The sequence below is a fragment of the Roseomonas rosulenta genome (assembly GCF_016106005.1).
GTDB classification, from domain to species: Bacteria; Pseudomonadota; Alphaproteobacteria; order Acetobacterales; family Acetobacteraceae; genus Neoroseomonas; species Neoroseomonas rosulenta.
The window spans coordinates 1-24,647 of record NZ_JACADR010000003.1 but is presented as its reverse complement, the minus strand read 5'-3'; the positions used below and the strand labels follow the sequence as shown (position 1 = coordinate 24,647).

At 69.7% G+C, this 24,647-nt stretch carries 30 protein-coding genes and 1 pseudogene; 23 read left to right on the top strand and 8 right to left on the bottom strand.

Annotated elements, in window-relative coordinates; translation table 11 throughout:
* Position 1: 1 nt before the first annotated feature.
* Both HW578_RS01095 and HW578_RS01090 read right to left on the bottom strand, forming a co-directional pair.
* Entirely contained in the window at positions 2 to 712 is a 711-nt protein-coding gene (locus HW578_RS01095) for a glutathione binding-like protein (RefSeq protein WP_198368664.1), read from the bottom strand.
* A complete protein-coding gene (locus HW578_RS01090; protein ID WP_198368663.1) occupies positions 709 to 1,308 on the bottom strand; it encodes a TetR/AcrR family transcriptional regulator in 600 nt (199 codons plus the stop codon). The genes HW578_RS01095 and HW578_RS01090 overlap by 4 nt, the downstream gene beginning before the upstream one ends.
* Before the next feature lie 154 nt (positions 1,309 to 1,462).
* Here HW578_RS01090 and HW578_RS01085 point away from each other — a divergent pair, with 154 nt between their 5' ends.
* The 7 genes from HW578_RS01085 to HW578_RS01055 all read left to right on the top strand — a co-directional run bounded on the left by HW578_RS01085 (position 1,463) and on the right by HW578_RS01055 (position 7,360).
* A complete protein-coding gene (locus HW578_RS01085; RefSeq protein ID WP_198368662.1) occupies positions 1,463 to 1,864 on the top strand; it encodes a thioredoxin family protein in 402 nt (133 codons plus the stop codon).
* Between the two features lie 10 nt (positions 1,865 to 1,874).
* Positions 1,875 to 2,513: a cytochrome c biogenesis protein CcdA gene (locus tag HW578_RS01080; RefSeq protein WP_198368661.1), complete on the top strand. Its 639-nt coding sequence runs from the start codon at positions 1,875 to 1,877 to the stop codon at positions 2,511 to 2,513.
* 150 nt (positions 2,514 to 2,663) lie between these two features.
* Positions 2,664 to 3,137 carry a DUF302 domain-containing protein gene (locus HW578_RS01075; RefSeq protein WP_198368660.1) on the top strand — a complete coding sequence of 158 codons (474 nt, stop codon included), beginning with the start codon at positions 2,664 to 2,666 and terminating at the stop codon, positions 3,135 to 3,137.
* Position 3,138: 1 nt separating this feature from the next.
* Positions 3,139 to 4,251 carry a YeeE/YedE thiosulfate transporter family protein gene (locus tag HW578_RS01070; RefSeq protein ID WP_198368658.1) on the top strand — a complete coding sequence of 371 codons (1,113 nt, stop codon included), beginning with the start codon at positions 3,139 to 3,141 and terminating at the stop codon, positions 4,249 to 4,251.
* Positions 4,248 to 4,898: a glutathione S-transferase family protein gene (locus tag HW578_RS01065; protein ID WP_198368657.1), complete on the top strand. Its 651-nt coding sequence runs from the start codon at positions 4,248 to 4,250 to the stop codon at positions 4,896 to 4,898. Before HW578_RS01070 ends, HW578_RS01065 begins: the two co-directional genes overlap by 4 nt.
* 14 nt (positions 4,899 to 4,912) lie before the next feature.
* Entirely contained in the window at positions 4,913 to 6,505 is a 1,593-nt protein-coding gene (locus HW578_RS01060; RefSeq protein ID WP_198368655.1) for an ABC transporter substrate-binding protein, read from the top strand.
* A gap of 24 nt (positions 6,506 to 6,529) precedes the next feature.
* Positions 6,530 to 7,360, top strand: coding sequence for a sulfite exporter TauE/SafE family protein (locus tag HW578_RS01055; RefSeq protein ID WP_198368653.1), 831 nt, complete (start codon positions 6,530 to 6,532; stop codon positions 7,358 to 7,360).
* Here the strand turns inward: HW578_RS01055 and HW578_RS28285 are convergent.
* Positions 7,262 to 8,032, bottom strand: coding sequence for a TetR/AcrR family transcriptional regulator (locus HW578_RS28285; protein ID WP_198368652.1), 771 nt, complete (start codon positions 8,030 to 8,032; stop codon positions 7,262 to 7,264). The genes HW578_RS01055 and HW578_RS28285 overlap by 99 nt on opposite strands.
* A 293-nt stretch (positions 8,033 to 8,325) precedes the next feature.
* On the opposite strand from HW578_RS28285, the gene HW578_RS01045 reads away from it, so the two are divergent.
* From HW578_RS01045 to HW578_RS01035, 3 genes are read left to right on the top strand one after another with little or no spacing between them, the layout of a single operon-like run.
* Positions 8,326 to 9,240, top strand: a complete 915-nt coding sequence (locus HW578_RS01045; protein ID WP_198368650.1) for an HlyD family efflux transporter periplasmic adaptor subunit — start codon at positions 8,326 to 8,328, stop codon at positions 9,238 to 9,240.
* The gene (locus HW578_RS01040; RefSeq protein WP_198368648.1) at positions 9,237 to 10,424 is read left to right on the top strand and encodes an FtsX-like permease family protein; all 1,188 of its coding nucleotides are present in this window, start codon (positions 9,237 to 9,239) and stop codon (positions 10,422 to 10,424) included. Before HW578_RS01045 ends, HW578_RS01040 begins: the two co-directional genes overlap by 4 nt.
* Positions 10,421 to 11,101 carry an ATP-binding cassette domain-containing protein gene (locus HW578_RS01035; RefSeq protein ID WP_198368646.1) on the top strand — a complete coding sequence of 227 codons (681 nt, stop codon included), beginning with the start codon at positions 10,421 to 10,423 and terminating at the stop codon, positions 11,099 to 11,101. The genes HW578_RS01040 and HW578_RS01035 overlap by 4 nt, the downstream gene beginning before the upstream one ends.
* A 104-nt stretch (positions 11,102 to 11,205) precedes the next feature.
* Here HW578_RS01035 and HW578_RS01030 read toward each other — a convergent pair whose 3' ends face one another.
* Positions 11,206 to 12,135 (bottom strand): LysR substrate-binding domain-containing protein, encoded by a 930-nt coding sequence (locus HW578_RS01030; RefSeq protein ID WP_198368645.1) that lies wholly within the window; start codon positions 12,133 to 12,135, stop codon positions 11,206 to 11,208.
* Between the two features lie 114 nt (positions 12,136 to 12,249).
* Between HW578_RS01030 and HW578_RS01025 the strand changes: the two genes are divergently transcribed.
* From HW578_RS01025 to HW578_RS01015, 3 genes are all read left to right on the top strand, one after another.
* Positions 12,250 to 12,795 carry a carboxymuconolactone decarboxylase family protein gene (locus tag HW578_RS01025; protein ID WP_198368643.1) on the top strand — a complete coding sequence of 182 codons (546 nt, stop codon included), beginning with the start codon at positions 12,250 to 12,252 and terminating at the stop codon, positions 12,793 to 12,795.
* Between the two features lie 61 nt (positions 12,796 to 12,856).
* Positions 12,857 to 13,483 carry a pyridoxamine 5'-phosphate oxidase family protein gene (locus HW578_RS01020; protein WP_198368642.1) on the top strand — a complete coding sequence of 209 codons (627 nt, stop codon included), beginning with the start codon at positions 12,857 to 12,859 and terminating at the stop codon, positions 13,481 to 13,483.
* Positions 13,480 to 13,953 carry a nuclear transport factor 2 family protein gene (locus HW578_RS01015; RefSeq protein ID WP_198368641.1) on the top strand — a complete coding sequence of 158 codons (474 nt, stop codon included), beginning with the start codon at positions 13,480 to 13,482 and terminating at the stop codon, positions 13,951 to 13,953. Before HW578_RS01020 ends, HW578_RS01015 begins: the two co-directional genes overlap by 4 nt.
* Before the next feature lie 197 nt (positions 13,954 to 14,150).
* On the opposite strand, the gene HW578_RS01010 is transcribed toward HW578_RS01015, so the two are convergent.
* Complete coding sequence (locus HW578_RS01010; RefSeq protein ID WP_198368639.1) at positions 14,151 to 14,837, bottom strand: glutathione S-transferase family protein; 687 nt, start codon at positions 14,835 to 14,837, stop codon at positions 14,151 to 14,153.
* A 74-nt stretch (positions 14,838 to 14,911) separates the two neighbouring features.
* On the bottom strand, positions 14,912 to 15,352 hold the full coding sequence (locus HW578_RS01005) for a DoxX family protein (RefSeq protein ID WP_198368638.1): 441 nt from the start codon (positions 15,350 to 15,352) through the stop codon (positions 14,912 to 14,914).
* A gap of 123 nt (positions 15,353 to 15,475) precedes the next feature.
* Here HW578_RS01005 and HW578_RS01000 point away from each other — a divergent pair, with 123 nt between their 5' ends.
* Positions 15,476 to 16,438 carry a LysR family transcriptional regulator gene (locus HW578_RS01000; protein WP_198368637.1) on the top strand — a complete coding sequence of 321 codons (963 nt, stop codon included), beginning with the start codon at positions 15,476 to 15,478 and terminating at the stop codon, positions 16,436 to 16,438.
* Positions 16,439 to 16,603: 165 nt separating this feature from the next.
* Positions 16,604 to 17,059 carry a YHS domain-containing (seleno)protein gene (locus tag HW578_RS00995; protein ID WP_198368636.1) on the top strand — a complete coding sequence of 152 codons (456 nt, stop codon included), beginning with the start codon at positions 16,604 to 16,606 and terminating at the stop codon, positions 17,057 to 17,059.
* A gap of 145 nt (positions 17,060 to 17,204) precedes the next feature.
* On the opposite strand, the gene HW578_RS00990 is transcribed toward HW578_RS00995, so the two are convergent.
* Positions 17,205 to 17,813 (bottom strand): Crp/Fnr family transcriptional regulator, encoded by a 609-nt coding sequence (locus HW578_RS00990; protein WP_198368635.1) that lies wholly within the window; start codon positions 17,811 to 17,813, stop codon positions 17,205 to 17,207.
* Between the two features lie 237 nt (positions 17,814 to 18,050).
* Between HW578_RS00990 and HW578_RS00985 the strand changes: the two genes are divergently transcribed.
* The 5 genes from HW578_RS00985 to HW578_RS00965 all read left to right on the top strand — a co-directional run bounded on the left by HW578_RS00985 (position 18,051) and on the right by HW578_RS00965 (position 21,691).
* Positions 18,051 to 18,923: a Bug family tripartite tricarboxylate transporter substrate binding protein gene (locus tag HW578_RS00985; RefSeq protein WP_369407784.1), complete on the top strand. Its 873-nt coding sequence runs from the start codon at positions 18,051 to 18,053 to the stop codon at positions 18,921 to 18,923.
* A 5-nt stretch (positions 18,924 to 18,928) separates the two neighbouring features.
* Positions 18,929 to 19,573, top strand: a complete 645-nt coding sequence (locus HW578_RS00980; protein WP_198368631.1) for a type 2 periplasmic-binding domain-containing protein — start codon at positions 18,929 to 18,931, stop codon at positions 19,571 to 19,573.
* The gene (locus tag HW578_RS00975) at positions 19,548 to 19,763 is read left to right on the top strand and encodes a hypothetical protein (protein ID WP_198368629.1); all 216 of its coding nucleotides are present in this window, start codon (positions 19,548 to 19,550) and stop codon (positions 19,761 to 19,763) included. The genes HW578_RS00980 and HW578_RS00975 overlap by 26 nt, the downstream gene beginning before the upstream one ends.
* A gap of 8 nt (positions 19,764 to 19,771) precedes the next feature.
* On the top strand, positions 19,772 to 20,683 hold the full coding sequence (locus tag HW578_RS00970) for an EamA family transporter (protein WP_198368628.1): 912 nt from the start codon (positions 19,772 to 19,774) through the stop codon (positions 20,681 to 20,683).
* 294 nt (positions 20,684 to 20,977) lie between these two features.
* On the top strand, positions 20,978 to 21,691 hold the full coding sequence (locus HW578_RS00965) for a GNAT family N-acetyltransferase (RefSeq protein WP_198368627.1): 714 nt from the start codon (positions 20,978 to 20,980) through the stop codon (positions 21,689 to 21,691).
* A 296-nt stretch (positions 21,692 to 21,987) separates the two neighbouring features.
* Here HW578_RS00965 and HW578_RS00960 read toward each other — a convergent pair whose 3' ends face one another.
* Entirely contained in the window at positions 21,988 to 22,635 is a 648-nt protein-coding gene (locus HW578_RS00960) for an EamA family transporter (RefSeq protein WP_369407783.1), read from the bottom strand.
* A 313-nt stretch (positions 22,636 to 22,948) separates the two neighbouring features.
* Between HW578_RS00960 and trbB the strand changes: the two genes are divergently transcribed.
* The 3 genes and pseudogenes from trbB to HW578_RS27595 all read left to right on the top strand — a co-directional run.
* Positions 22,949 to 23,917, top strand: a complete 969-nt coding sequence (gene trbB / locus HW578_RS00955; protein WP_198368625.1) for a P-type conjugative transfer ATPase TrbB — start codon at positions 22,949 to 22,951, stop codon at positions 23,915 to 23,917.
* Positions 23,917 to 24,234 (top strand): TrbC/VirB2 family protein, encoded by a 318-nt coding sequence (locus HW578_RS00950; protein WP_408906241.1) that lies wholly within the window; start codon positions 23,917 to 23,919, stop codon positions 24,232 to 24,234. Before trbB ends, HW578_RS00950 begins: the two co-directional genes overlap by 1 nt.
* A pseudogene (locus HW578_RS27595) lies at positions 24,234 to 24,491 on the top strand (VirB3 family type IV secretion system protein); the annotation flags it as partial. The gene HW578_RS00950 and the pseudogene HW578_RS27595, both read left to right, overlap by 1 nt.
* Positions 24,492 to 24,647 lie beyond the last annotated feature (156 nt).

Here is a 24,647-nt window from a genome sequence, read left to right as displayed (position 1 = left end):
GTCAGGTCTTGGCGATGGTCGCGGCGGTCTGGCCAAACAGCAGCGCGGCCGAGGTGGCGCTGACCGTGGGTGCCGTGTTCACCTCGGCCGCGCGGGCATAGGCACGCTCGGTCGCAGGCCGCGCCTTGATGGCGGCGAACCAGCGCGCAAGGTGAGGGAAATCATCGAGGTTCTGGCCCTGACGCGCATGCGGCACGATCCAGGGGTAGCTCGCCATATCGGCGATGGAGTAGTCGGCGCCGGCCATGAATTCACGATCTGCCAGCCGCTTGTTCAGCACGCCATAGAGCCGCCCGGTCTCGTTGCCATAGCGAGTGATCGCGTAGGGGATTTTCTCCGGCGCGTACTGGCTGAAATGGTGGTTCTGGCCAGCCATCGGGCCGAGTCCGCCCATCTGCCAGAACAGCCATTGCAGCACCTCGGCCCGGCTGTGGATATGGCTGGCGGGCGGCACGAAGCGGCCGATCTTGTCGGCGAGATAGAGCAGGATGGCACCGCTTTCGAACAGTGACACCGGCGCGCCACCATCGGCGGGCGCATGGTCGACGATGGCGGGAATCCGGTTGTTCGGCGCGATCGCCAGAAAGTCCGGCTTGAACTGGTCGCCGGCGGAAATGTTCACCGGGACGATGCGGTAGGGCAGGCCCGCCTCCTCCAGGAACATCGTGATCTTGTGGCCGTTCGGCGTGGTCCAGTAGTGCAGGTCGATCATGTCGCTTGGTCCGTGGGAGGAGGATCGAGCAGGGCCAACGCCTGGCGCGCGGCGCCCCGCAGCAGGGCCGGTTCCGGCTTGCTGCGCGCCAGCACGCGCAAGCCCATCACGGTGGTCAGCAGCAGCCGCGCGAGGTCGCGCGCGCACGGCGCCGCGGCGATGCTCCCATCGCGCTGCCCAGCGAGAACACAACGGTGGAAGAATGCCTCCAACTCACCAAGCCGCGCGGCGATGACAGCCCCGATCTCCGCATCATGCGGCGCGACTTCCAGCGCTGAATTGACCAGCAGGCACCCACGCGGATCGGCAAGAGAACGCGATACGATCTCGTTCAGGAAGGCCTCGATGGCAGCACGTGGCGCCTGCTGCGCTTCCAGGCGCTCGATCCGTTCCCGCATGTTGCGGTCGAGGTAGCGGTCAAGGCAGAGCGCGAACAGCGCGTGCTTGCTGCCAAACGCGTTGTAGAGGCTCGCCGGCACAAGCCCCATCGCCTCACCGAGGTCGCGCACCGAGGTCGCGGCGTACCCCTGCCGCCAGAAGCGGTCGGTGGCGGCGTCAAGGACAGCGGTGTCGTCGAACTCACGGGCGCGTGCCATGGGCAGCGGCGTTCCTATTCTAGAGCGTTCGTTCTAGAACATCTGTGAGCGCTGGCAAGGTCCTAAATTTCTGCCCGGCTCGCGTAACCTTCCATCGAAGCCGAGCGAAGGCGCCTCACTGGGCTTGCCCGTGCCATCGAGGAGAAGAACCACCATGCCGCACCTGCCCCGCCGCCCGCTGCTCGCCGCACTCGCCTTCAGCTGGGTCGCCGCCGCTGCCTCGACCGCCCGCGCCGCCGAGCGCGCGCCCTGGTCCGACGCAGCCTTCGCCGCGGCGCAGGCCGCCGGTCGGCCGTTGATCATCGAGGTCACGGCACCCTGGTGCCCGACCTGCCGCGCCCAGGCGCCGCATGTGGCCGCTACCCTGGCGGAGCCGGCGCTGGCATCAGCGCTGCTGCTCACCGTCGACTTCGACACGCAGAACGATGCGCTGCGCCGCCTCGGCGTTCGGCAGCAATCCACGATCATCGCCTTCAACGGCGCGCAGGAGCGCGGCCGCATCATCGGCGTGACCGACGCGACGCAGATCCGCGACCTGATCCGCCGCGCCGTCTGACGCCGCGGCCATGGGAACATTGTTGCCGGCCGGGCTGGCGGGGATCCTCGCCAGCCTTTCGCCCTGTGTGCTGCCCTTGCTGCCGATCGTGCTCGGTGCCGCGACCGCCGAGCATCGCTTGGCACCGTTGGCTTTGGCGGGTGGCCTGGTCATCGGCTTTGCCGGGCTGGGCGTCGTGCTTGGCCTGCTGGCGACCTCGATCGGCTTCGACCCCGAGGTGCTGCGGATCGGGTCCGCGGTGATGCTGCTGCTGGCGGGCCTCGCGTTGGTGGTCGCGGGCTTGGCCACACGCCTGACCATGGCGGGTGAGGCGATGATGGCGCCGATCTCCGCCCTGGCGCAGCAGATGCCGGCGCAGGGGCTTGGCGGTCAGTTCGGGCTCGGCGTCGTGCTGGGCGTGGCCTGGGCGCCCTGCACCGGGCCTGCGCTCGGCGCGGCCTTGGGCCTGGCCGCCCAGGCCGGGACAGCCGCGCAGGCCACAATGGTGATGGCGGCGTTCGCCCTGGGTGCGGCCTTGCCGCTCTTGGCGCTCGGCACGGTGGCACGAGGTGCCATGCCGGCGTTGCGTCGCCATATGGCCAAGGCGGGGGGTTGGGGCCGGCCGGCACTGGGCGGCGTGTTGTGGCGCTGGTTGGCGTGGCCATGCTGAGCGGCCTGGACCGACGGGTGGAGGCGGTGCTGACGGCGGCGTTGCCGGATGGCTGGGTGGATCTGATCACCCGGTTCTGAGCGGCGTCAAGAATCGGCAATGCAACAAGAACAAGGAGGAGTTTTCGACGATGAACCTCGCGAACATCCGATGAGGCGCCGCACAATCTTCCTCGGCGCGGCGCTCACGATCTTTGCGGCCAGCCTTCCTGCCAATGCGCAGCAGGCGGGTCTCGTGACCAGACCAAGTGCGCATGGGACGCGCGCAACGCTCGATCGCTTCACGGCCGCGGTTCGCGAGGCCGGCTGGATCGTCTTCACCGAGGTGGACCACGCCTCCGCGGCACGCGATGTCGGCATGACGTTGCGGGCGCGCACGGTGGTCCTGTTCGGCAATCCGCGCGCCGGTACGCCGGGCATGGCCGCCAACCCGACGCTCGCCATCGACCTGCCGATGCGTGTCCTGGTGTGGGAGGACGACCAGGGCCGTACCTTCATCACCCGCAGCACCGGGGCGGATATCGCAGAGCGGGTCTTTGCCCGTCACGGCGTCACCGTCCCGCCCGAGGGCCAGCGCAACACCGAGGCCTTCATCGAAACCCTGGTTCGCAAGGCCGCCGAATAGCATGGCGGGCGCGCTCTCGGCCGCGCAGCCGCGGGTGCATGTGGCGAGCCTCCTGCTCGGGGCGGCCGGCACCGTTCTGGCCATTGCGGGCATCTCCGGAATTGGCGATGCGGCGCTTCTGCCGGTCCTGGCGGTGGCGATCCTGCTTGGCGCCATGTTTGTCTGGCTCGACTACGGCTTCGCCGGCGGATTTCGCGCGCTGCTCGTGGAGCGTGATGGCCGCACGCTCGGCGCAGCCTTCATCGTGCCCGCGGTAGCAGCGCTGATCGTGCTGCCCGTCGGCGTGCTGGTGGAGGGCTATGGGCGGTTCGTCGCCCCGATCGGGCTTTCTCTGTTGGTCGGCGCAGTGGTCTTTGGCGTTGGCATGCAGATCACCAACGGCTGCGGGTCCGGCACCCTGGTCGCGGCCGGCCAGGGGTCGCGCCGGATGTGGGTAGCACTCCCATTTTTCTGCTTCGGCGGCGTGTTGGGCAGCCTGATGCTCCCCGCCGCACTCCGGCTGCCTAGCCTTGGCGAGATCGATCTGCCTGCCCTGCTTGGCCCCTGGGGCGGGCTCGTGGTGACCGAGGTGCTGCTCGGCCTCGGCGCGATGGTGGTTCTGCGTGGAGCGCGGCCGTCGCGCGAGCGCTTGCTGGCAGGCGCGGTGATTGGGGCCGGCGCCGCGGCGCTGTTCCTCGTCTCGGGCACGCCCTGGGGCATCACGATGGGCCTGACGCTTTGGGGCGCACAAGCCTTGCAAGCCCTGGGATGGGACCTTTCTGGCTTCGAGTTCTGGTCGTCCGGCTGGACACGGGAAACGCTCGACGGTCCGCTGCTCGCGATGCACGGTTCGCTGTCCGATGTAGGGCTGCTGCTCGGTGCCCTTCTCGCTGCGGCAGGGCAAGGCCGGTTGCGGCACGGCACGCCGATCGGCTGGCGCGGTGCCACAGGGGCGGCGCTGGGCGGGCTGCTGATGGGGGTGGGCGCCAGGCTGTCCTTCGGCTGCAATGTCGGCGCCTTCCTCGGTGGCGCATCATCGGGCAGCCTGCACGGCTTCGTATGGCTCGCCGCCGCGATGCCAGGCTGCTGGATCGGGATCAGGATGCGGCCGATGTTTGGAATGAGAACCAAATGAATGATCCCGTCGTCAGTCGCCATCTCTATGGCTGGGCGACGCCGAACACCCATCGCGTGTCGATCCTGCTGGAGGAGCTTGGGCTCGATTACCGGGTGACCGGCGTGAACATCCGCGCGCGGGCGCAGTTCGCGCCGGAGATCCTGGCGCTGAACCCCTTCGGCAAGGTGCCGATCCTGGTCGAGGAAGCCGCCGGCGCGCAGCCGCTGGTGCTGTTCGAAAGCGGCGCCATCCTGCTGCATCTGGCCGAGGCGCATGGCCGCTTCCTGCCGACCTCGGGCGGGGCGCGCTCGGATACACTGGCGTGGCTGATGGTCGCGCTGACCGGCCTCGGCCCCGCCACCGGTCAGGCACATCATTGGACCGAGCTGGCGCCTGAGAAGCCCGCGGCGGCACGCGCCTATGCCCTGGGGCAGGTCGATCGGGTGTATCGGCTGCTCGATGGCCGGCTGGCCGCGCAGACCTATCTGGCAGGCACCGCCTACAGCATCGCCGACATCGCTGCCTTCCCCTGGGTAGCCCGCCACGGCTGGGCCGAGCACGATCTCGCGCTCACCCCGCATGTGGCGCGCTGGCACGCGCGCCTCGCCCAGCGTCCGGCCGTGCAGCGCGGCATGGCCGTGCCGCGCGGCGCCATCCTCGCCTGACGGAGACCCGAAGCATGTGGTTGCGTAATCTCGCCCTCTGGCTGGCCCTCGTGGCACTGCCCGGCCTGGCCCTGGCGCAGGCCGTGCCGCCCGAGCGAATCCTGCGCATCGTGCCGAACGCCGACCTGCAGACGCTCGACCCGATCAACACCACGGCCGGCGTCGTGCAGAGCCATGCTCATATGATCTACGACCAGTTGTTCGGCCGCGACGCCGAACAGCGGCCGCAGCCGCAGATGGTGGGCGCCCATGCGGTCTCCGCCGATGCGCTGGTCTGGCGCTTCACGCTGCGCGACGGGCTGGCCTTTCACGACGGCGCCCCGGTGACGGCGAACGACGTGGTGGCTTCGCTGCGCCGTTGGGGCGCGCGCGATCCGCATGGCCGCCAGATCATGGCGATCACCACCGGGCTTGTGGCCGAATCCGACGGCAAGACGGTTGTCTGGACGCTCAACCGGCCCTACGGACTGATGCTCGACGCGCTGTCCAAGCCCTCCGGCAACATGCCCGCGATCATGCCCGCCGCGGTCGCCGCGACCGATCCGTTCACCGCGATCCAGAGCACCAACGGCTCCGGCCCCTTCATCTTCGTGCGGGAGGAATGGGTGCCGGGCTCGCGCGTGGTTTATCGTCGCAACCCGAACTACGTGCCGCGCACCGAGCCCGCTTCCGGCACCGCCGGCGGCAAGGTCGTGCATGTCGATCGCGTGGAATGGCTGAACATCGCCAATGCGCAGACCGCGGTGCTGGCGCTGATCCAGGGCGAGCTCGACTACATCGAGAGTCCAGGCGTGGATTTCCTGCCGATGCTGCAGAGGCGGGGGATGCGCATCATCCGCACCAACACGCTCGGCGCGCCGGGCATGATCCGCATGAACCACATCCACCCGCCCTTCAACGATGTGCGCGCGCGCCAGGCGCTGATGCTGCTGGTGAACCAGGAGGAAATCCTCCAGGGGATGTTCCCCGACCCGGCGCTGTACCAGGTCTGCCATGCCTTCTTCGTCTGCGGCTCGCCGCAGGAGACGAATGCGGGCGTGCCACCCGGCCTTGGCACGCCGGCGGCGCGCGAGCGTGCGCGGCAATTGCTGCGCGAGAGCGGCTATGATGGCAGCCCGATCGTCATCATGGACCCGACCGACAACCCGTTTGTGCATGCGGCCACGCTCGTCCTGGCGCAGCAGATGCAATCAGTCGGCTTCCGGACCGATGTGCAAGCGACGGATTTCGCCTCCATGGCCGGTCGCCGCGCCAATCGCCGCCCGCCGAGCGAGGGCGGGTGGCATATCGGGCTGACCTTCTGGAACGGCCTCGGCGCATCCGATCCGGTGGGCAACGTGCCGATGCAGGCGAGCTGCGAGCGCGCCTGGCCGGGCTGGCCCTGCGACGCCGAGCACCAGGCGCTGATCGATGCCTTTCCCTACGCGGCGACGCCGGCCGAACGCCAGCGGCTGCTCGAGGCGCTGCATGTCAGCGCCTATCGGGTGGTGCCCTATGTGCCGCACGGGCAATGGTACCTGCCATCTGCCGTCAGCCCGCGCATCTCGGGCGTACTGGCGATGCCAGGCATCATCGTGCCGTGGAACATCCGCAAGGCGGCGCGGTAGGGCACAGGCGCGGTCGCGGGGATCATGACGTCGGCTCTGGCCGACCTCGGCGTGATTTCGATTCTTGTCCTTGCCACAGTGGGACTGTTGATCGGCACGCTGGGAGGATTGCTCGGCATCGGTGGCGGCGTCATTGCCGTGCCGGTGCTGCTTGAGGTCTTCGCACTGGGCGGCATGTCAGACGCCGATCACGCCGCGCTGGCCATCGGCACCGCGCAGGCGGCGATCCTGCTGTCCTCACTGGCGGCGGCAGCGGCCCACGCTGCCGCTGGGACCATCGATCAACCTGTCCTGCGGTCCTGGCTGCCCGCCATCCTGGCCGGTACGCTGCTTGGATTGGGACTGGCACCCCTGATCCCGGCCTCCCTGTCGGTCGGCGCCTTCGCTGCCGTCGCCGTTCTACTCGGCACTCAGATGATGGCGGGTGCTCGCGGCGTGCTGGCTTCCGGCCTGCCGGCCCCGCCGCTGGGTTGGTTGCCGCCGGCAGCCATCGGGGCGTTGTCCGCCGCCCTTGGGATCGGCGCAGGCACGTTGAGCGGCCCCGTCCTCGGGCTCTTCAGCACGCCGATCAATCGCGCCGTCGGGGCCGGCGCCATTTTCAATATCGCGGTCGCGCTGCCGGCGACGCTCGGCTTTGCCGCCCTGGGCTACGGCAAGCCCGGCCTGCCTCCCGACTCGGTCGGCTACGTCAGCCTGAGCGCGGCTATCCTGCTGGCGCTGCCGGCCATCGTGGTGGCGCCGTTTGCCGCGCGCCTCTCATCGCGGCTTCCGGTACCGCTCTTGCGCCGCGTCTTTGCCGCCTGCCTTTTCGCTATCGCCCTCCGTGTTCTTTGGCGCGCGACTTTCGGACAATGATCCAGCGCGCACAGCGTCCACCTCACGTTCCTTGCCGCCGTCGCAGAGTACCCTCTCCAGCATCTCGAGATGCGCCGCGCGGAAGCGGCCGGGCTCGATCGGCGCCAGGTGGTCGAAGGTCTGACGCCATAGTGCGGCCATCAGCGCCGGGGCCATCAGCACCATGGGCAGGTCCGTCGCTGCACCGGTCCTGAACTCGCCGCGCACGATGCCCCGCTCCACGATCCGCCGCAGCAGGGACGTAGCGCGCGCGATGGACTCCCGGTGGTAGGTTTCCAGCAGCTCCGGGAAGCGAGGGCCTTCGGCGAGGATCATGCGCATCACCGCGGCCGCGTCAGTAGCGACGAGACCGGTGTGCACATGCCCCACCAGCATCCGCAGCAGGTCGATGGTAGGGCCGGGATAGGCGTCCACCGCCGCCTCCACTCCCTCCAGCACAGGGGCCAGACGGGAGCGCAACGCAGCCTCGAACAGCGCCTCCTTGGTCGCGAAGTAGAGGAACACCGTACCCTTCGCCACGCCGGCACGACGCGCGACGTCCTCCATGCGCGTGGCCTCGAAGCCGCGCGCGGCGAATTCGGCGAGGCCCGCCTCCATGATTTCGCCGGGCCGCGCCGCCTTGCGCCGGCGCCGGGGCGGGGTGGACTCCTCCTTTAGTGACCCATCGGTCATTACTATTGCCTCACGGCATCTGGGATGTTACTGACCGATAAGTCATTAATGGCCAGGCAGCGCCCCGGCAACCCGAGGAGGCTCCCCTGAGCGCCGGACCACAGACCGCCCCGGCACCGGACATGCCACTCCTGGTCCATAGGGCGCCGCCGAGGCCGCCGGTCACCCAGCATCGCACGTGGCTGGCTGCGGCGTCGGGCCTGGGCGCTCTGCTCGTGGTGGGCACCTGGCTGGCCGCATCACGTCCCCCCAGCCAAGCGCCGGCGCCCTCGGTCAGCGGCCCGGCCGACATCGTGGCCCTCGGCCGACTGCTGCCGCACAGCCGCATCCTGGCCATCGCCCCACCGGCCGGCGCCGGGGATGCCCGCATCGCCGAACTGCCCGTCCAGGAAGGCAGCCGCGTCGCCGCAGGCGAGGTGCTGGCCGTGCTGGACAGCGCACCCGTGCTGCGCGCCGCGCTGGCCGCGGCCGAAGCAGAGGTCGCTGCGCGGCAGGCCGCCCTCGACCAGACCCGTGTAGCGGTCGCCGCCGCTCGGCAGGAAGCGCGCGCCGCGCTGACTCGCGCCGAAGCCGCACTGCCGATCCTGCGCCGCGACCTCGATCGCGCCATCGATCTCCAGGCCCGCGGTGCCGCAACGCCGCAGGTGCTTGGGCAGCGCCGCCTCGCCTACGATCAGGCGGTGCAGGAGGCCGCACGTGCCAGCGCCCAGTTACAGCGCCAGGACGCGCCCGATCCGGACGAGCAGGTGGATGTCCGCCTGGCGCGGCGCACCCTTGATTCCGCGCTGGCGGCGCGCGACCGCGCGGCGGCGGAACTTGACCGCGCCACCGTACGCGCCCCCGCGGCCGGAACGGTCCTGACCCTCCACGCCCGCCCGGGCGAGCGGCCTGGCGCCGAGGGCATCCTCAGCTTCGGTACGCTCGACGACATGATCGCGGAGATCGAGGTGCATGAGGACCAGACCGCCCGGCTCCGCCCGGGGGCCACTGTCACGCTGACCGCACCCGCCTTGGCAGAGCCCCTGCGCGGCAGGCTTGCCACGGTGGGGCGGGAGGTGCTGCGCCAGACCCTGACCGACCCATCGCCCGCCGCCGCCACGGATGCGCGCGTGCTGCGCGCCGTGGTGGCGCTGGACGCGGCCTCCACCGCGGCGGCCGCGCGGCTCGTGAACCTGCAGGTGACCGCGCGCATCGCGGCGGCGCCATGACGGCCGCCCTAACCCAAATCCTCGCGCACCTGCTGGGACGGCTGCCGATCGGCTGGCTGCAGCTGATCCACAAGCCTGGCCGCTTCGCCGCCGCGGTGGCCGGCGTGGCCTTCGCCAATCTGCTGGTGCTGATGCAGCTCGGCTTCCTCGGCGCGCTGACCGGCAGCATCGCGCTGCCCTATCGCGCGCTGGAGGCGGACATCCTGATCCAATCCTCCGACGCCAATACCTTGCAGGATGGCAGCCCATTGCCGCGCGCACGGATGCTGGAGGCGCTGGCTGTGCCGGGCGTCGCATCGGCGACGACGGTGCATGTCGGTCGCCTCGATTGGCGCCAGCCCAATGGCAGCAACGTCAACCTCGACGTGCTCGGCATCAATCCCGGCATGCCCAGTTTGCGGCTGCCGGAGGTTGAGGCGGCGCGCCCACTGCTCGCAGTAGGTAGCTTCGCGCTGGTCGACCGTACGACGCGCGGTCTGGATCCGGTGCTGCGCGCGCGGCTGGAGGCGGGGGGGACGCAACGCTTCGAGGCGAACGGCCATGGCGTGACCGTGACCGGCACCTTCTCGATCGGCGGCGGCTTCGGCGCTGATGGGTACCTTGTGGTCTCGGACCAGACCTTCCTGCGGCTGTTCCGCAACCGCAGCCCAGGCGCACCCAACCTCGTGCTGCTGCGCGCCACACCGGGCGAAGACATCGCGGCGCTGGTCGGCCGCATCCATGCTGCCCTGCCGACGGGCGACGTCATGGTACGCAGCGTGATGGAGGCCGCCGCGGCCGACACCACCTTCCAGACCACGCGCCGCCCCGTCGGCATCATCTTCGGCTTCGGCGTCGCCATCGGCGTGCTCGTCGGCGGCATCATCGTCTACCAGGTGCTGTCGACCGACGTTGCCGACCATATTCGCGAATACGCGACCTTCAAGGCCATGGGCTACGGGCGCGGCACCTTCCTCTCCATCGTGCTGGAGGAGGCGATGATCCTGGCGCTGGCCGGCGTCGTGCCGGGCGCCCTTGCCGCCGCCGCCCTATATGCGGGCATTTCGGCAATCACCGGGCTGCCGCTGGCGCTGGAGGCGCCGCGGCTTGCCAGCGTCTTCGTCGGTACGGTTCTGTTGTGCCTGCTGTCGGGTACAGTTGCGACGCGACGCTTGGCGCGCGCCGATCCGGCGGAGCTGTTTTGAGCGCGCCGCCGGCCATTGCCGTCACCAGGCTGAACCATGCCTTCGGTGTGGGCGAAGCCGAGCGACAGGTGCTGTTCGACGTGGCGCTCGAGATCCCGCGCGGCGCGCTGGTGGTGCTGATGGGTGCCTCAGGCTCGGGCAAGACGACATTGCTGACGCTGCTGGGCTGCCTGCGCGAGGTGCAGCAGGGCAGCGTGCGGGTGCTGGGGACAGAGCTGAACGATGCGTCCGAACAGGTGATGGTCGCGCTGCGGCGGCGCTTCGGCTTCATCTTCCAGGCGCACAACCTGCACGAGAGCCTGACCGCGCTACAGAATGTGCGCATGGGGCTGGATGTGCATGGGCCTGCGCCGGGAGCTGATGATGCCGCAGCCCATGTGCTGCGGCTTCTCGGCCTCGGGGAACGGCTGGACTACAAGCCCCGACGGCTCTCAGGCGGGCAGAAGCAGCGCGTCGCGGTGGCGCGCGCGCTGGTCGGCAATCCGGAGGTCGTCTTCGCCGATGAACCGACCGCAGCACTCGACAAGGAGAGCGGCTTCGAGGTGGTTGCGCTGCTGCGGCGCCTGGCCAAGCAGCGCGGCACGACGACGCTCATGGTGACGCATGACACTCGCATCCTGGACCTGGCCGACCGGATCATCGTGATGGAGGATGGGCGGGTGAAGGAGGGCGGGTGAGCAGCTGCGCCCCAGCAACGGTTAGATTCCGGCTCCCACCGCCGCAGCGGTGGGAACCGGAATCCAACCTTCTCTGGCGTTCGTGAGACGCGTCTCATCGTGTGCTACGCTCGTTCCCGCGGGGCGAGCTCGAACGTGGGGCTGTGGAATTGCATCCGTGCTTCCCTCACGAAGGCAATGATGTTGGCGGAGCTCCGGCGGCTGGCCTGAAAGACGAGGCTGACCGGCACTGAAGGCGGCTCATGCGCGCGGAGCAGATGCCGCAATCGGTCATCCCGCACCGCCTCCTCGACCTGATACGAAAGGACGCGCGTGATGCCCCGTCCGTGCAGCGCGGCCGCTGTGGCGGCATCCGCGCTGTTGACGATGAGGCGCGGCGAGACGGCGACACGCACCGACGCGCCAGCAGTTTGACCCGGGGGAGCGAAACGCCAGGCATCCGTTGCCTCCAGCCCGTCGAAGGCGATGATGGCATGGTGCCGGAGTTCGTCGGGGCTTCTGGGCTCGCCATGCGTGGCCAGGTAGGCTGGGCTTGCAACGACGACGCGGCGCACCTGCGTGAGCGGCACCGCCACTAGCGCGCTGTCCGGCAAGGCCCCGATGCGTACCCCGATGTCGAATCCCTCCTCCACCAGGTGCGTCACGCGATCAACCAGGGTGAGACGGATGGCGAGTGCGGGATGGGCCGCGGCGAGTGCCTCGGCGATTGGCAGGACATGCAGCCGCCCGAAGACGACCGGCGCTGTGACGGAAAGCGTGCCGCGGGGCGAGGCATGCTCGCCGCGCACGAGGCTGCGGGCGGCTTCCATGTCGGCCAGGATGCGGCGGCCATGCTCGGCATACAGCGCGCCGGCCTCGGTCAGCCGCACGACGCGCGTGGTCCGGTGCAACAGTACGACGCCAAGCTCGGCTTCGATCATCGCGACCGCGCGGGTGGCCGCGGCGGGCGAGCAGCGCAGGGCGCGCGCGGCGGCGGCGAAGCTCGCCAGATCCGCGACGGCCAGAAAGGAACGGAGCGCGTCGAGTCTGTCCATCTCGCTATTTCACTGTGTGAAATAATGAAGTGTCAAGACGTATGATTATCGCGGATCACGAGATGGGCCATGGATGCGGCCGCAGCAACCCGTTGCATCACAGGAGCAATCGCCATGTCCCGCCTGACCATCCCGGCCCGCGAGGCTGCCCCCGCCCCCTCACAACCCCTGCTCGACGCGGTCGAGAAGTCGCTCAGCGTCGTGCCGAACCTGTTCCGGCTGGTCAGCCAGAGCCCGGCCGCGCTGAGCGGACTCCTGGGGCTGAATGGCGCGCTGTCGAAGGCGCTGGATGCCCGCACGCGCGAGCGGATCGCGCTCGCGGTGGCGCAGGTGAACGGTTGCGACTACTGCCTCTCGGCGCACAGCTACCTCGGCCTCAACGTCGCGAAGCTCGACGCCGCCGAGATCGCCATGAACCGCCGCGGCCATTCCGGCGATCCGCGCGCCGACGCGGCCGTCGTCTTTGCGGCGAAGGTCGCATCGCAGCGCGGCCAAGTGGGCGACGCCGACATCGCGGCGGTGAAGCTCGCAGGCTACACAGAGGCGCAGATCGTCGAGATCGTCGGCCTCGTCGCGCTGAACGTCTTCACCAACTTCGTGAACAACGTCGCCGAGACGGAGATCGACTTCCCGGTCGTCCGTGCCGCCGAAGCGGCCTGAGCACGGCAAGGCCGGCGGGTCTCGCGCTGCGCGGGACCCGCCGCCCGAGGAGGATACTGCCATGGGCCACCGCTTTCTCGAGATCACCGGCACGCCGTCCGTCAGGGCCGCACGCGCCGCGCAGGGCAGTGCCGCCACCTATGCGCGCTTCGAGGGCGGCCCTGACACGCATGACCAGCTCGGCTCCGCCGAGGCGGGCTTCATCGCCGCGCGCGACAGCGCCTACATCGCCAGCGTGTCCGAGACGGGCTGGCCCTACATCCAGCATCGCGGCGGTCCGCCGGGCTTCCTCCTGCCGCTCGACGACCGGCGCATCGCCTTCGCCGATCTGCGCGGCAACCGGCAATACCTGACGCTCGGCAACATTGCCGCTGACAGCCGCGTCGCATTGTTCCTGATGGACTACGCGAACCGCCGCCGCCTGAAGCTGCTCGGCCGCATGGAGGTGGGCGCATCCGAGGATGCCTCGCTCGCGCCGCTATTTGCCGCCGCCAGGCGCGCCGAGCGCATCCTTGTTGTCACGGTCGAGGCATTCGACTGGAACTGCCCGCAGCATATCACGCCCCGGTTTACTGAGGCCGAGGTGACGGCCGGCGTGGCACCCTTGCGCCGGCAGATCGAAGAGTTGGAGGCGGAAAACCGAACCCTCCGACAGGGTCTCAACCCGGCCCAGGAGCCCGCCGCATGAGCAGCCCGCGTCCACCCCTCCCGCCCTTCACGGCCGCGGACGCCACGCGCAAGGTCCGCATGGCCGAGGACGCCTGGAACAGCCGCGATCCCACTCGCGTGGCGCTGGCCTACACTGAGGACAGCCGCTGGCGGAACCGTGCCGAGTTCCTTTCCGGCCGCCCGGCTATCGAGGCCTTCCTGACGCGGAAATGGCAGCGCGAGCGAGACTACCGGCTTATCAAGGAACTCTGGGCGGTCGCCGCGGACCGCATCGCCGTGCGCTTTGCCTACGAGTGGCACGACGACAGCGGCCAGTGGTTCCGCTCCTACGGCAACGAAAACTGGCGCTTCGACGCGCTGGGCTACATGGCCGAGCGTCATGCCAGTATCAACGATCTGCCGATCGGCCTGGCGGACCGGCTCTTCCACTGGCAGGTGCCCGGGCCACGACCCGACGGGCACCCGGGGCTCACCGAGCTTGGACTTTAGGACCCGTTGCCGGCAGGCAGGGTACGCGTTCGGCTGATTCCGTCCGAACGCGTATGGCTGCCGCCTGCACGCGAGCCTCGATCCGTAATGCGGCTGCTGCCACCGAGCATTGCCGACTCGATTAAACCTGCCGGCTTCGTTGCCTTCACCTCCGCTGCTCGCACCCCCTCACGAGCGGGAGCATCCGGCGGCGCCCGTCATGCTGCCGCGGCTTCCCGCGCCATCAGGCTGGAGAGGTGTGACCCCCGCGCCCGCAGGAAGGCCGCGAGCCGCTCCGGGTAGTCCTCCGTCACCGCCGTCCGGACGCTCGGGCGCGCGGCTAGCGTCTGCCTCCAGGCGCGCAGCCTCGGTGTCGCGTCGAACACGCCGAGCGGAGGCAGCACCGCCTCGAAGGTATCGAAGTAGCGGAAGACTGGCGCGAATGCGGCGTCTACCAGGCTGAAGCGCTCACCAGCGAAGTACGGCCCTGCGCCGAGCGCGCCCTCCAGCCACGCCATTTTCCCGGCGAGCTCGGTGGCCCGTGCCTCGTAGCCTGCCGCGTCGGGCGCCGCATAGAGCCCGGCGATGGTGTTCAGGCTCGCCGAGGCGAACTCGATCCAGGCGCGATGGCGGGCCCGCTCCAGCGGGTCGCCAGGATGCAGGCGAGGCCCAGGCTGCGTCTCCTCGAGGTACTCGCAGATGACGGCGCTCTCGAACAGCACCGCGCCGTCGTCCACCACCAGCAGCGGCACCTTGCCGAGCGGCGAGACGGCGCGGAACCAATCGGGCTTTGCAGCAAGGTCGATGAGCTGCCGCTCATGCGGCACGCCCTTCTCAGCGAGCGCGATGACCGCGCGCTGCACATAGGGGCAGAGATGGTGGCTGACGAGGCGAAGGCTGGACATGGCGCTGCTCCGTGTTCGTGGGCGGCCCCCGGCGGCGCCGGGGGCCAGCATTCGTTCGGTGTGGTTGTAAGGTTTCAGGCGGCCCTGTCGGCCGGGCGTGCCGCGCCGAAGGCGAGCGAGCGCGAGGGCGAGAGCGCATAGGCGCCGTCACCAAGCAACGCCTGCACGAGCGCGAGGACGGTGAGGTAGAGCGGATACTCCCAGCCGCCGTTCGGGTACCCGAACATCCAGCCATTTCCCGCATGGGCCCAGGTCGCGCCCGCCAGCACCGGCGCCAACGCTAGCGCAACCCAGCGCGTCTGCACGCCAAGCACCAGAAGGACACCGCCGACCGCTTCCGCCGCGAAGATGACGTAGGCGAACCAGGGCGGCAGGCCGATGGAGCCGAAGTAGGCGGCCGTCCCTGGAAGGCCGAAGACCATCAGCTTCAGCACCAGGCTGTGGGCGAGGAACATGACGCCGAGCGCGACGCGCAGGATGAGGGCAGCGTGGGGAGCGTTCTTGAGGTCGGTCACGTCGGATCCTTCATTGGTGGGTGATGCCGCAAGGCTAGGCCCGCCACAGCCGCAAGGCACATTGCGTGTCGGCAGTTACCGCTTGCATTCCTGCAAGCGATTCCACCTGTTACCCTGGCCCTCATGGATGATTGGAACGACCACCGCCTCGTGCTCGCCGTCACACGGGCCGGCAGCCTCACAGCCGCGGCGAAAACCCTCGGCGTGGACCACTCCACCGTGTTCCGGCGCCTCGCGGCGCTCGAAGCGCGGCTCGGACTGCCACTGTTCGAGCGCGTGGCGGGCGGCGCCTATACGCCCACCGAAGCGGGCGCCCACGCCGCCGCCGCAGCCGAGCGGATGGAGGATGCGGCACTCGGCCTTGCCCGCGACCTGGCCGGCCAGGACCGCCGCCTCGCCGGTCGTCTGCGCATCACCTGCTCCGAGACGCTCGCGTTCCGGCTGCTGACTCCGTGGGTGGGCCGTTTTCGCGCCGAGCACCCCGGCATCGCCGTCGAGATCGTCGTGGATAGCCGCGTGCTGAACCTCTCGCGGCGCGAGGCCGATGTTGCGCTGCGCGTTGCCCGCCCGCGCGAGGGAGACCTCTGGGGCCGCAAGCTCGCCGACGTCGCCTGGACCGCGTATGGCGCGGCCAGCCACTTCGCTGCCGCACCGCCGCTTGCCGGACCGCGGGACCTCGCCGCGCACCCGCTGATCGGCTGGGAGGAGGCGACGACGGGCGTCAACGCCGCGCGGTGGCTTGCTGAGATCGCACCGCCCGAAGCGGTGGTCTACCGGACTGGCAGCTTGGTGAATCAGATGGTCGCGGCGCGCGCGGGTCTCGGCCTTGCGCTGTTGCCCTGCTACCTCGGCGACCCCGAGCCGGGCCTGGCGCGAGCGCTGCCCGAACCGATCCCGGAGCTCTCGCGCGAGATGTGGATCGTGACGCACCGGGACTTGCGGAACACCGCCCGCATCCGCGCCTTCTTCGACACGGTGACACGTGGCTTGCAGGCGGACCGTGCGCTCATTGAAGGCCGGGGGACCGTTCCGGCCGTCGCCGCGACTATGCGCGACACCCTTACCGCAGACGGTGCAGACCCGTGACGTGCGCCTGCGGCGCAAGCGTCAGCCGTCCAACGCTCAGCGTCCGTTGCACCACGAAGTTTGTGCAGGGCTCCACGACATCGGGCACAATCCCGCAGCGTTGCAGCGTAACCAAGCAGAGGTGCGCTGCGAAGGCTGACATGGGAGCAACAGGAAAGGTCCCCCATGTCGATTATCCTCAAGCGTCGTGGTCTAACAGCGACCGCGCTGCTCGGTGCCACGGCCGGTCTTATTGGCGCATCGCGTGAAGCTGTGGCGGGCAACCAGCTGGCCGTCGCGATCAGCGGCTATGACGCGACCAGCTACCAGAGCGGCACCGCGCAGCGCGGCGTGGCGAGGTTCAACGCGACCCACAACGGCGGGATCTGGTTCTTCCAGTCGGAGGCGACGCGCGATTTGTTCAGGGCCGATCCCGCCCGCTACGCGCCGCAGTTCGACGGCTACTGCGCCTGGGCGGCTTCGCAGGCCTACAAGGCGCCGGGCAACCCGGAGATCTGGCGTGTCGTGGACAACAAGCTGTACCTGAAGGTCCACGAGCAGGCGCAGCAGATGTGGCTGCGTGACGTGCCCGGCAATATCGCCAAGGGCAACACGAACTGGCCGCGCATTCACCCATTCTGAGCCGCGGCGGACCGCCCCTCGCTGAGTGGTCGTAAGTGTGTGGTGCCCTGGGCGGGAACGCCCAGGGCATCGTCGGCAATTTCAGCGCAGGCAATATCCGGCGAGTCAGAATGCTACCACGCCGCGCTGCGCGCATGCTGCGGTGTCAGGTGGCCGGCGCTAGAAGTCCTTCGCGGCGGAGCCCGTTGACAGCGCGAGTCACGGTCACGCGGGAGAGGCCTAGATAGCCCGCCAAGTCTTCGTGTTTGAGGGGCAGTTCGAGGGCGCGGCGTCCCGCCGGTACGCGTGCGTCCCTCAGGCGCTCAAGGAGGTCCAGTAGCCGCGCCCGTGGCGGCAGAGACGACGCCTCAATGAGGCGGTGCGCCAGCGACCGCTGCTTCGCAGCCATGATCTGGATGAGGCAGAGGCCAATCCGCGGGTCGCGCCGCAGCGCGTCCTGCACATCGCCAGCCCGGTAGAACACGACGCGCAGCGCCGAGAGCGCGACCACGGTGACGAGGCGCGGACCGCCTTCGAGCGCAGTGCCCTCCCCGAAGAGACTCCCTGCGCCCATGATCTCCACCAGCCGCTCCTGGCCGGCCGCGGACACCCCATAGGCCTTCGTCAGACCCTCCCGCAGCAGGTAGAGCCCGTGGCTCGGATCGTCGCGCTGGAACAGCACCTCGCCGGCCGCGAGGGATCGCGGCGTTCCGAGGCCGTGCGTCAGCTCAGTCCAGCCATCAATCAGCGCGGCCGAGGTCGCCCACGTCGCCATTCCGACCCTGCCACCTGCCATTCTGTCGCCTCCACCCCGCCGATGTGCCCGTGGCCGTATCGCGGGATACAGCGGCTTGGGCCTCGGCGGGCGATACTCTCTGGGATGAATGCCCTTGGGGGAAGCGCCGTGCCTGGTTCGGTCTCGCGCCGCAGTGCGCTCGCCACTGTCGTCGCCATCGCTGCGTCCCCTGGGCAGAGTTGGGCTCAGGCTTGGCCGGTGCGCCCGGTTCGCCTGGTGGTGCCCTATCCGCCCGGCGGGCCGAGCGACTTCGTCGGCCGCATGCTGGCCGAGGCGTTCCAGCCGCGGCTCGGGCAGCCGCTCGTGATCGACAACCGCGGCGGGGGAAACGCGACGATTGGCACCGCCGCAGTCGCCGCAGCGCCGTCAGATGGCAGCATGTTCTTGCTCGCGACGAGCCAGACGCACGCCATCAATCTGGCGATGATGGAGAACCTGCCCTACCGGCCAGTCGAGGACTTCACATCCATCGCCGGCCTCGTCGCGCTGCCGCACGTCCTCGTGGTTCCAGCGGCCTCGGCAGCGCGCAACCTGGCGGGTCTGTTGGCCATGTTGCGGACTGCACCCGACCGGCACAGCCACGGATCGACGGGCTACGGCACCGGCGGGCATCTCGGCGGTGCGATGCTGGCGCGGGTCGCTGGCGTCTCCTCGATCCACGTGCCCTTCCGCGGCGCAGGGCCGATGGTCACCGAACTGCTCGCCGGCCGGCTTGACTACGCCATCGCCACGCTGGCGAGCGTCATGCAACACATCCGCTCCGGTGCGATCCGCGCGCTCGGCGCCGCCTCGTCGAGCCGCCTCGCCCAGCTTCCCGATTTGCCGACCCTCGCCGAACTCGGCGTGCCCGGCGTCGATCTCGATGCCTGGTATGCGCTGTTCGGCCCCGCGGGGCTGCCGACGCCCGTCGTAGACGGCATGGCAGGGGTCGTCGCGCTCGCCCTCAACGACCCGGCGGCGGTGTCGCGGTTGCACGAAGCCGGCTTTGTCATGTGGCGCCGCGCGCCGGCCGAGCTGCACGCCGCGCTGCCCGCCGAGATTGCCCGCTGGCGCGGATTGGTGCGTGCCGCCGATGCGCGGATCGACTGACCGTCGTGCGAGACAAGCCACTCCGCTTCGGCACGCTTGGACCAGCGGGCACCAACTCGCATGAGGCGGCGCTGCGCTATGTCGAGTTCCACGGCGTCGCTGCCGAGATCGTCCTGTTGCGCTCCTACCGCGACGGGCTCGACCGCCTGCGCGCGGGCGAGCTCGACCACCTTGTGCAGGTGTGCGCGCACCCGGACGTCGCAGACACCATCGAGCGCCACTACGAGGAGGTCTTCCTCGTCGACAGCTTCATTTCGCCGACCAAACCCATGGGGGTGGTCTCGCGCGCGGACGTGGCCGCACCGCGCTCTGTCGGCTTCATGGCAGCCACGCGGGGCTACTTCGACCCTGAGCAGTGGGCGGTGCAGGTGCGGGAGATTTCAAACGCCGAGGTCGCGCGCGGCCTGGTCGAGGGCCGCTACGATTCCGGCTTTACCACGCTCGATCTCATCGACGCGTACCCTGGGCGCTTCCGGCTCGAACGGCACATCGGCGAGGTCGACGTGGTCTGGCTGGTCTACGGACGCGACCGCGTTCGGCAGGGCGACATCACGGCGTGGCGCGACAGCCCTCTTGGCCGCGCGATGCGGCAGGAAAATCTGCCGTGCAGTAAGGTGGCGGAAAATGACGGAGCAGAGCGTGATGAATGAGGACGGGCTCGTCCGCGTCGCGCTCACACTACATGTGGGCGGCGGGCTGAGCATCCACCACGTCGCGACCGAGGACATCCATCGCCCCGGCGGCTGGGCTGACTGCCTCAGGCGCGACGCGATGGCGACAGCCAGCACCCGCGGGATGCGGAGCGCGACGCCGATCGACGACCTGCGAAGCGCGCTGTGACGGCCCTTGTGACCTTGCAACCGAACGCGAACGCCTCGTCGCGCCAGTTGTCCGGCGCACTCTTCGTGCTGCTGTCGGCCGCCGCCATCGCCGTTGTACCAACTGCGGCCCGGCTCGCCTTTGAGGCGGGGAGCAACACGCTGACCGTGGTAACGCTGCGCGGCGTGATCGGCGTTGCACTCATGGCGGCGGTGACCGTCCTCTCGCGCCAGTCCTTCAGCGTTCCACGGGCGGCGCTGCTACCCTGTATCGCGGCCGGGCTTGCCTACGCGCTCATGTCCTACGGCTTCTTCGGCTCGGTCGCCTACATTCCTGTCAGCCTCGCCGTGCTTATCTATTTCACGCACCCGCTGTTGCTCGCGGTCTTCGCCCATCGCCGCGGAATCGAGCCGCTCACCAGCCGGAAACTGGGGCTGGGGCTTGCGGTGCTGACTGGACTGGCACTCGCGCTCGGCCCCGCCCTTGGCGAGCTGGACGCGATCGGCGTCGGGCTCGCCGCCGTCGCTTCCGTCGCGGTCTGCGCGATGATCCTGTTCAGCGCCCGCGCCCAGCGGCACGCGACGAGCACGCAGGTGAACCTCCACATGACGGCGGTGACGGTCGTCGTTTTCGTTGCTGTCACCACGACAGCCAACGCCTGGGAATTCCCCACCGCCATGCTCGGCTGGCTCGGTGTGGCCGTGGCCGGCGTTGGCGTGACGGTCGGCCTCCTCGCCTTCTTCGCCGCGTTCCGCCTTATCGGCCCGGTCCGCGCGACGATGATCAGCAGCGTTGAGCCACTGCTCGGCATCCTTGTCGCCGTGGCCGTCCTCGGCGAACGGTTCAGCCCTGCCCAGTGGGCCGGCGTCGGCGTGGTTGTCGCGGCTCTCGTGCTCTTCGAGGCACCAGTGCGACGGCCTCCGCCGCAGAGGCCAGATTGATGGGAGGCAACTGACCCGGGTCAGCGCCCCTCGCGCCTGATTCTCTCTGGTGGAATGCAACTCAACGAGCGGCGGCAGCTGCGTCGTCTCGCGGTGCTTCGCTTGCCGGGCAGAATCGCGTGGCCGCTTCCCGCCATTCTGAGCAAGGCGAGGACGGCGAGCTGGGCGTCGATTGGCAATGACTAGGCGGGCGGCACAAGTTCGTAACGGTCATGGAGCGTCACTTTTGGATCGCTTCAGACGAAAGACGGCAACGTCTGTTTCATTCGCAGACTGAGGAAAGGACACATTTTGATGAACGACGACGAGTTGGCACGACGGTCGATCCTGGGCTTCGGCGAAGTGATTGCGGCGCTTGGGCGCTGGGGTGTCGGGGAAGACGCGGTCGTGCGCCGAGCTGACGCACTCGGCGCCCGAATCCCCGCAGTGGCTGGCAACCCCTGGTTCGACGCCGTCGTGGTGCCGCCCGGCACTGCGCCGCCGGCGGACGACCCGCTACTTCCGGGCTGCGTGTGGACGCCCGCTTCTTCGGTGTCGGGGCGCGTGGAGGATCCCGCAATCGCCACGCCCTGCCTCGGCATCACCCTCGACGATCCAGCCCTGGTGCTCGGTGGCTCGCCTAACCCGGCGGAGGCCCCGCCGCTTGCCGTGCTGGGCGAGTTGAACGAGCGCGCGTATGGCGAGGCGGGCTGGTTCGTACCCATCGTCGGCGCCCTGCGCGATGCGCGGGTCCGCACCTACGGCTTGCGGGAGGGCGACGCCTTCGTCTGCGTCGCGCTCACAATGGATGTGGGCGATGACCTGAGCATCCACTACGTCGCGACAGAGGACACCCATCGTCGCCGCGGCTTGGCGAGCCGCCTCGTACGCGACGCCATGGCGACAGCGAGAGCCCGCGGGATGCGCAGCGCGACGCTGCAGGCGAGCGCCGACGGGCTGCCGGTCTGGAAGCGCCTTGGCTTCCGGCAGGTCGCGACGCTGCGCGGCTATGTGCGAGACGCACCCTGATGGCCGCCATGCGCGGCCCGTCACGCTGCTGCACAGTCCCTCTCCGACCGGCGTTGGATCGCGAGTCTCTTGCCTCCATCGCGAGCGACGAGGTCGGGATGGCGACGTCGGCCTGCGAGAGGTCGGCGTTGAGGACAAGCAGTTTCTCGATGCGCACCGGCTTGGCGGGCCTCCACGGTTCGGCCCGCTTGCAGCGGCGGGCATCAACGCGCACGAGGCGGCGCGGCGCGGTGCCTACTTCTAAAGCTGGACCGGGAGGCCGGCGACATCATCCAAGCTGACGTTGATTTGGCCGCTCATGTGGTCTTTCGGATCGCCACACCGGCTGACCCGGCGCTGTCATCGACGGCTGCGGGATGGCGGACGCCTAGTGCGGATGATCCCGGCTCGGCCAGCGTCCATTGGCTGACCACGATGCTGCCGACGAGCGCAAGCAGCCCGAATGCCTGCATCAACGACAGCGTCTCGCCCTGGACGACCAGTCCAAGCAGAACCGCGGTGGCAGGGCTGAGCAGGCCAAGCGATGTGGCAGCGGCGGGGCCGACGCGACCGATCCCGCAAAACCAGACGATGTAGGTCAGCGCGCCGCCCACCAGTCCCAGCCACCCGAGGCCCAGCAGGTTGGCGGCCGACACCGCCATGGGAAAGGGCGCAAAGACGAGGGTGACCGGCACGAGGAGGAGGCCGCCGGCCGCGAGCTGCCAGGCGGTGATCGTCAGTGGCGGTACCGCGGGTTGCCAGCGGCGGCTGAGGACGGTGCCGGCCGCCATCGAGACCGCTCCCGCGAGGCCGGCCGCAATAGCCCAGGGGTCGAGACCCGCTTCCGGCGAGAGGACGAGCAGGGCGACACCGCCCATTCCGAAGATCGCCGCCAGGACTGCGAGGGGGCGAATCGCCGTCCCCAGCACCGGCTGCGCAAGCAGGAGCACAAGCAGCGGCTGCACCGCCCCGACCACGGCCGCGACGCCGCCGGGCAGGCGCTGGGCGGCTGACCCTGCCCCCTTGGATGTCCCCGCCCTGAGCTAGAGTCCGTCGAAGGGTCAGTCATCCGGCGCCACGACCGACGATGGCGCCAACCTACAGTGCCGGCAGGCAGTGCACTGGGACTCGAAGAGTTGCTGAGCGTTGCGTTTGCCTGCCACTGCACGCTGGAACACTACTACCACGTCGGGCTTGTTGAACCTGCCCCAATCTGCCGCTCTCTAATCGTCCCCGCCCGCTGCGGTACCTCCGCCGCGGCACCGACACGGGGATCGCATGTCGCTGCATCCGCTGAAGGCAGAGACCACCGCACGTGGCGCGCGGATGCTGCGCACCGCGTTCGGCCCCGGCATCGCTGCATGGCTCGAGGACCCCGCCGTCGTCGAGGTGATGCTGAACCCTGACGGGCGACTGTGGATCGACCGTCTTGCGGAGGGCCTCGCCGACACCGGCCGCTGCCTCTCCTTCGCCAATGGCGAGCGCATCATCCGCCTCGTCGCGCATCATGTTGGCGCCGAGGTGCATGCGGACCGCCCCTGCATCTCGGCCGAGCTGCCCGAAACGGGTGAACGCTTCGAGGGCCTGCTCCCACCCGTCGTCGCCGCCCCGGCCTTCGCGATCCGCAAGCCCGCCGTCGCCGTCTTCACGCTCGAGGACTACGTCGCCGCCGGCATCATGACGGCCGGCCAGGCCGCCACGCTGCGGACCGCAGTTGTGGATCGCCGCAACATTCTCGTCGCCGGCGGCACCTCCACCGGCAAGACCACGCTGACCAACGCCCTGCTCGCCGAGGTGGCCCGCGAGGGTGGCCGCGTCGTGCTGATCGAGGACACGCGCGAGCTCCAGTGCCGCGCCCCGAACCTGGTCGCGCTGCGCACCAAGGACGGCGTCGTCTCGCTGTCGGAACTCGTCCGTCGTGCGCTCCGCCTGCGCCCGGACCGCATCCCCATCGGTGAGGTGCGCGGCGCCGAGGCACTCGACCTGCTCAAGGCCTGGGGCACCGGCCACCCCGGCGGCATCGGCACCATCCACGCAGGGAGCGCCCTCGGCGCGCTGCGCCGGCTCGAGCAGCTGATCCAGGAAGCCGTCGTCACCGTCCCGCGGGCCCTGATCGCCGAGACGATCGACGTCATCGCCGTGCTCACCGGCCGCGGCACCGACCGCCGCGTCGCCGAACTCGCCCAGGTCCGCGGCCTGACCCCGACCGGCGACTACGACCTCACCCCAGCAGGAGACACCCCATGATGCCCACGCTGCGCACGCGCCTCGCCGGCGCGGCTGCCTTCACGCTCTGCCTCGCCCTCGCCGCGCCCGCCCACGCAGCCGGCTCCAACATGCCCTGGGAGCAACCGCTGCAGCAGGTGCTGGAATCCATCGAGGGGCCGGTCGCCAAGATCATCGCGGTGATCATCATCATCGTGACCGGCCTGACGCTCGCCTTCGGGGACACGTCAGGCGGCTTCCGGCGGCTGGTGCAGATCGTCTTCGGGATCTCGATCGCCTTCGCGGCGTCGAGCTTCTTCCTGTCCTTCTTCCAGTTCGGTGGCGGGGCGCTGATCTGATGGCTGCCCCGGCCGATCCCGTGCCCGGCTTTTCGGCGCCCGTGCACCGCGCGCTGATCGAGCCGATTCTGCTCGCCGGCGCACCGCGGGCGGTTGCCATCGCCAACGGCACGCTCGCCGCGGCAATCGGGCTCGGGCTGCGGCTCTGGGTCGCGGGCGTGCTGATCTGGCTGGTCGGCCACGTCGCGGCGGTCTGGGCAGCGCGACGGGATGCGCAGTTCGTCGAGGTGGTGCTCCGCCTACGCGCTCGGCGCCACGAGCACGGCCTACCGCAGCGGCGGCGCCTCGGGCGTGGTCACGGCCGCCGGCTCGGCTGCCATGAGCCCGCTGCGCAGCGCCGCGGGCAGCCTTCGTGCCAGCCACGCCGCCGGCAGCGCGGCGGTCAGTGTCGGCGCATCGCCGCCGGCTGATCC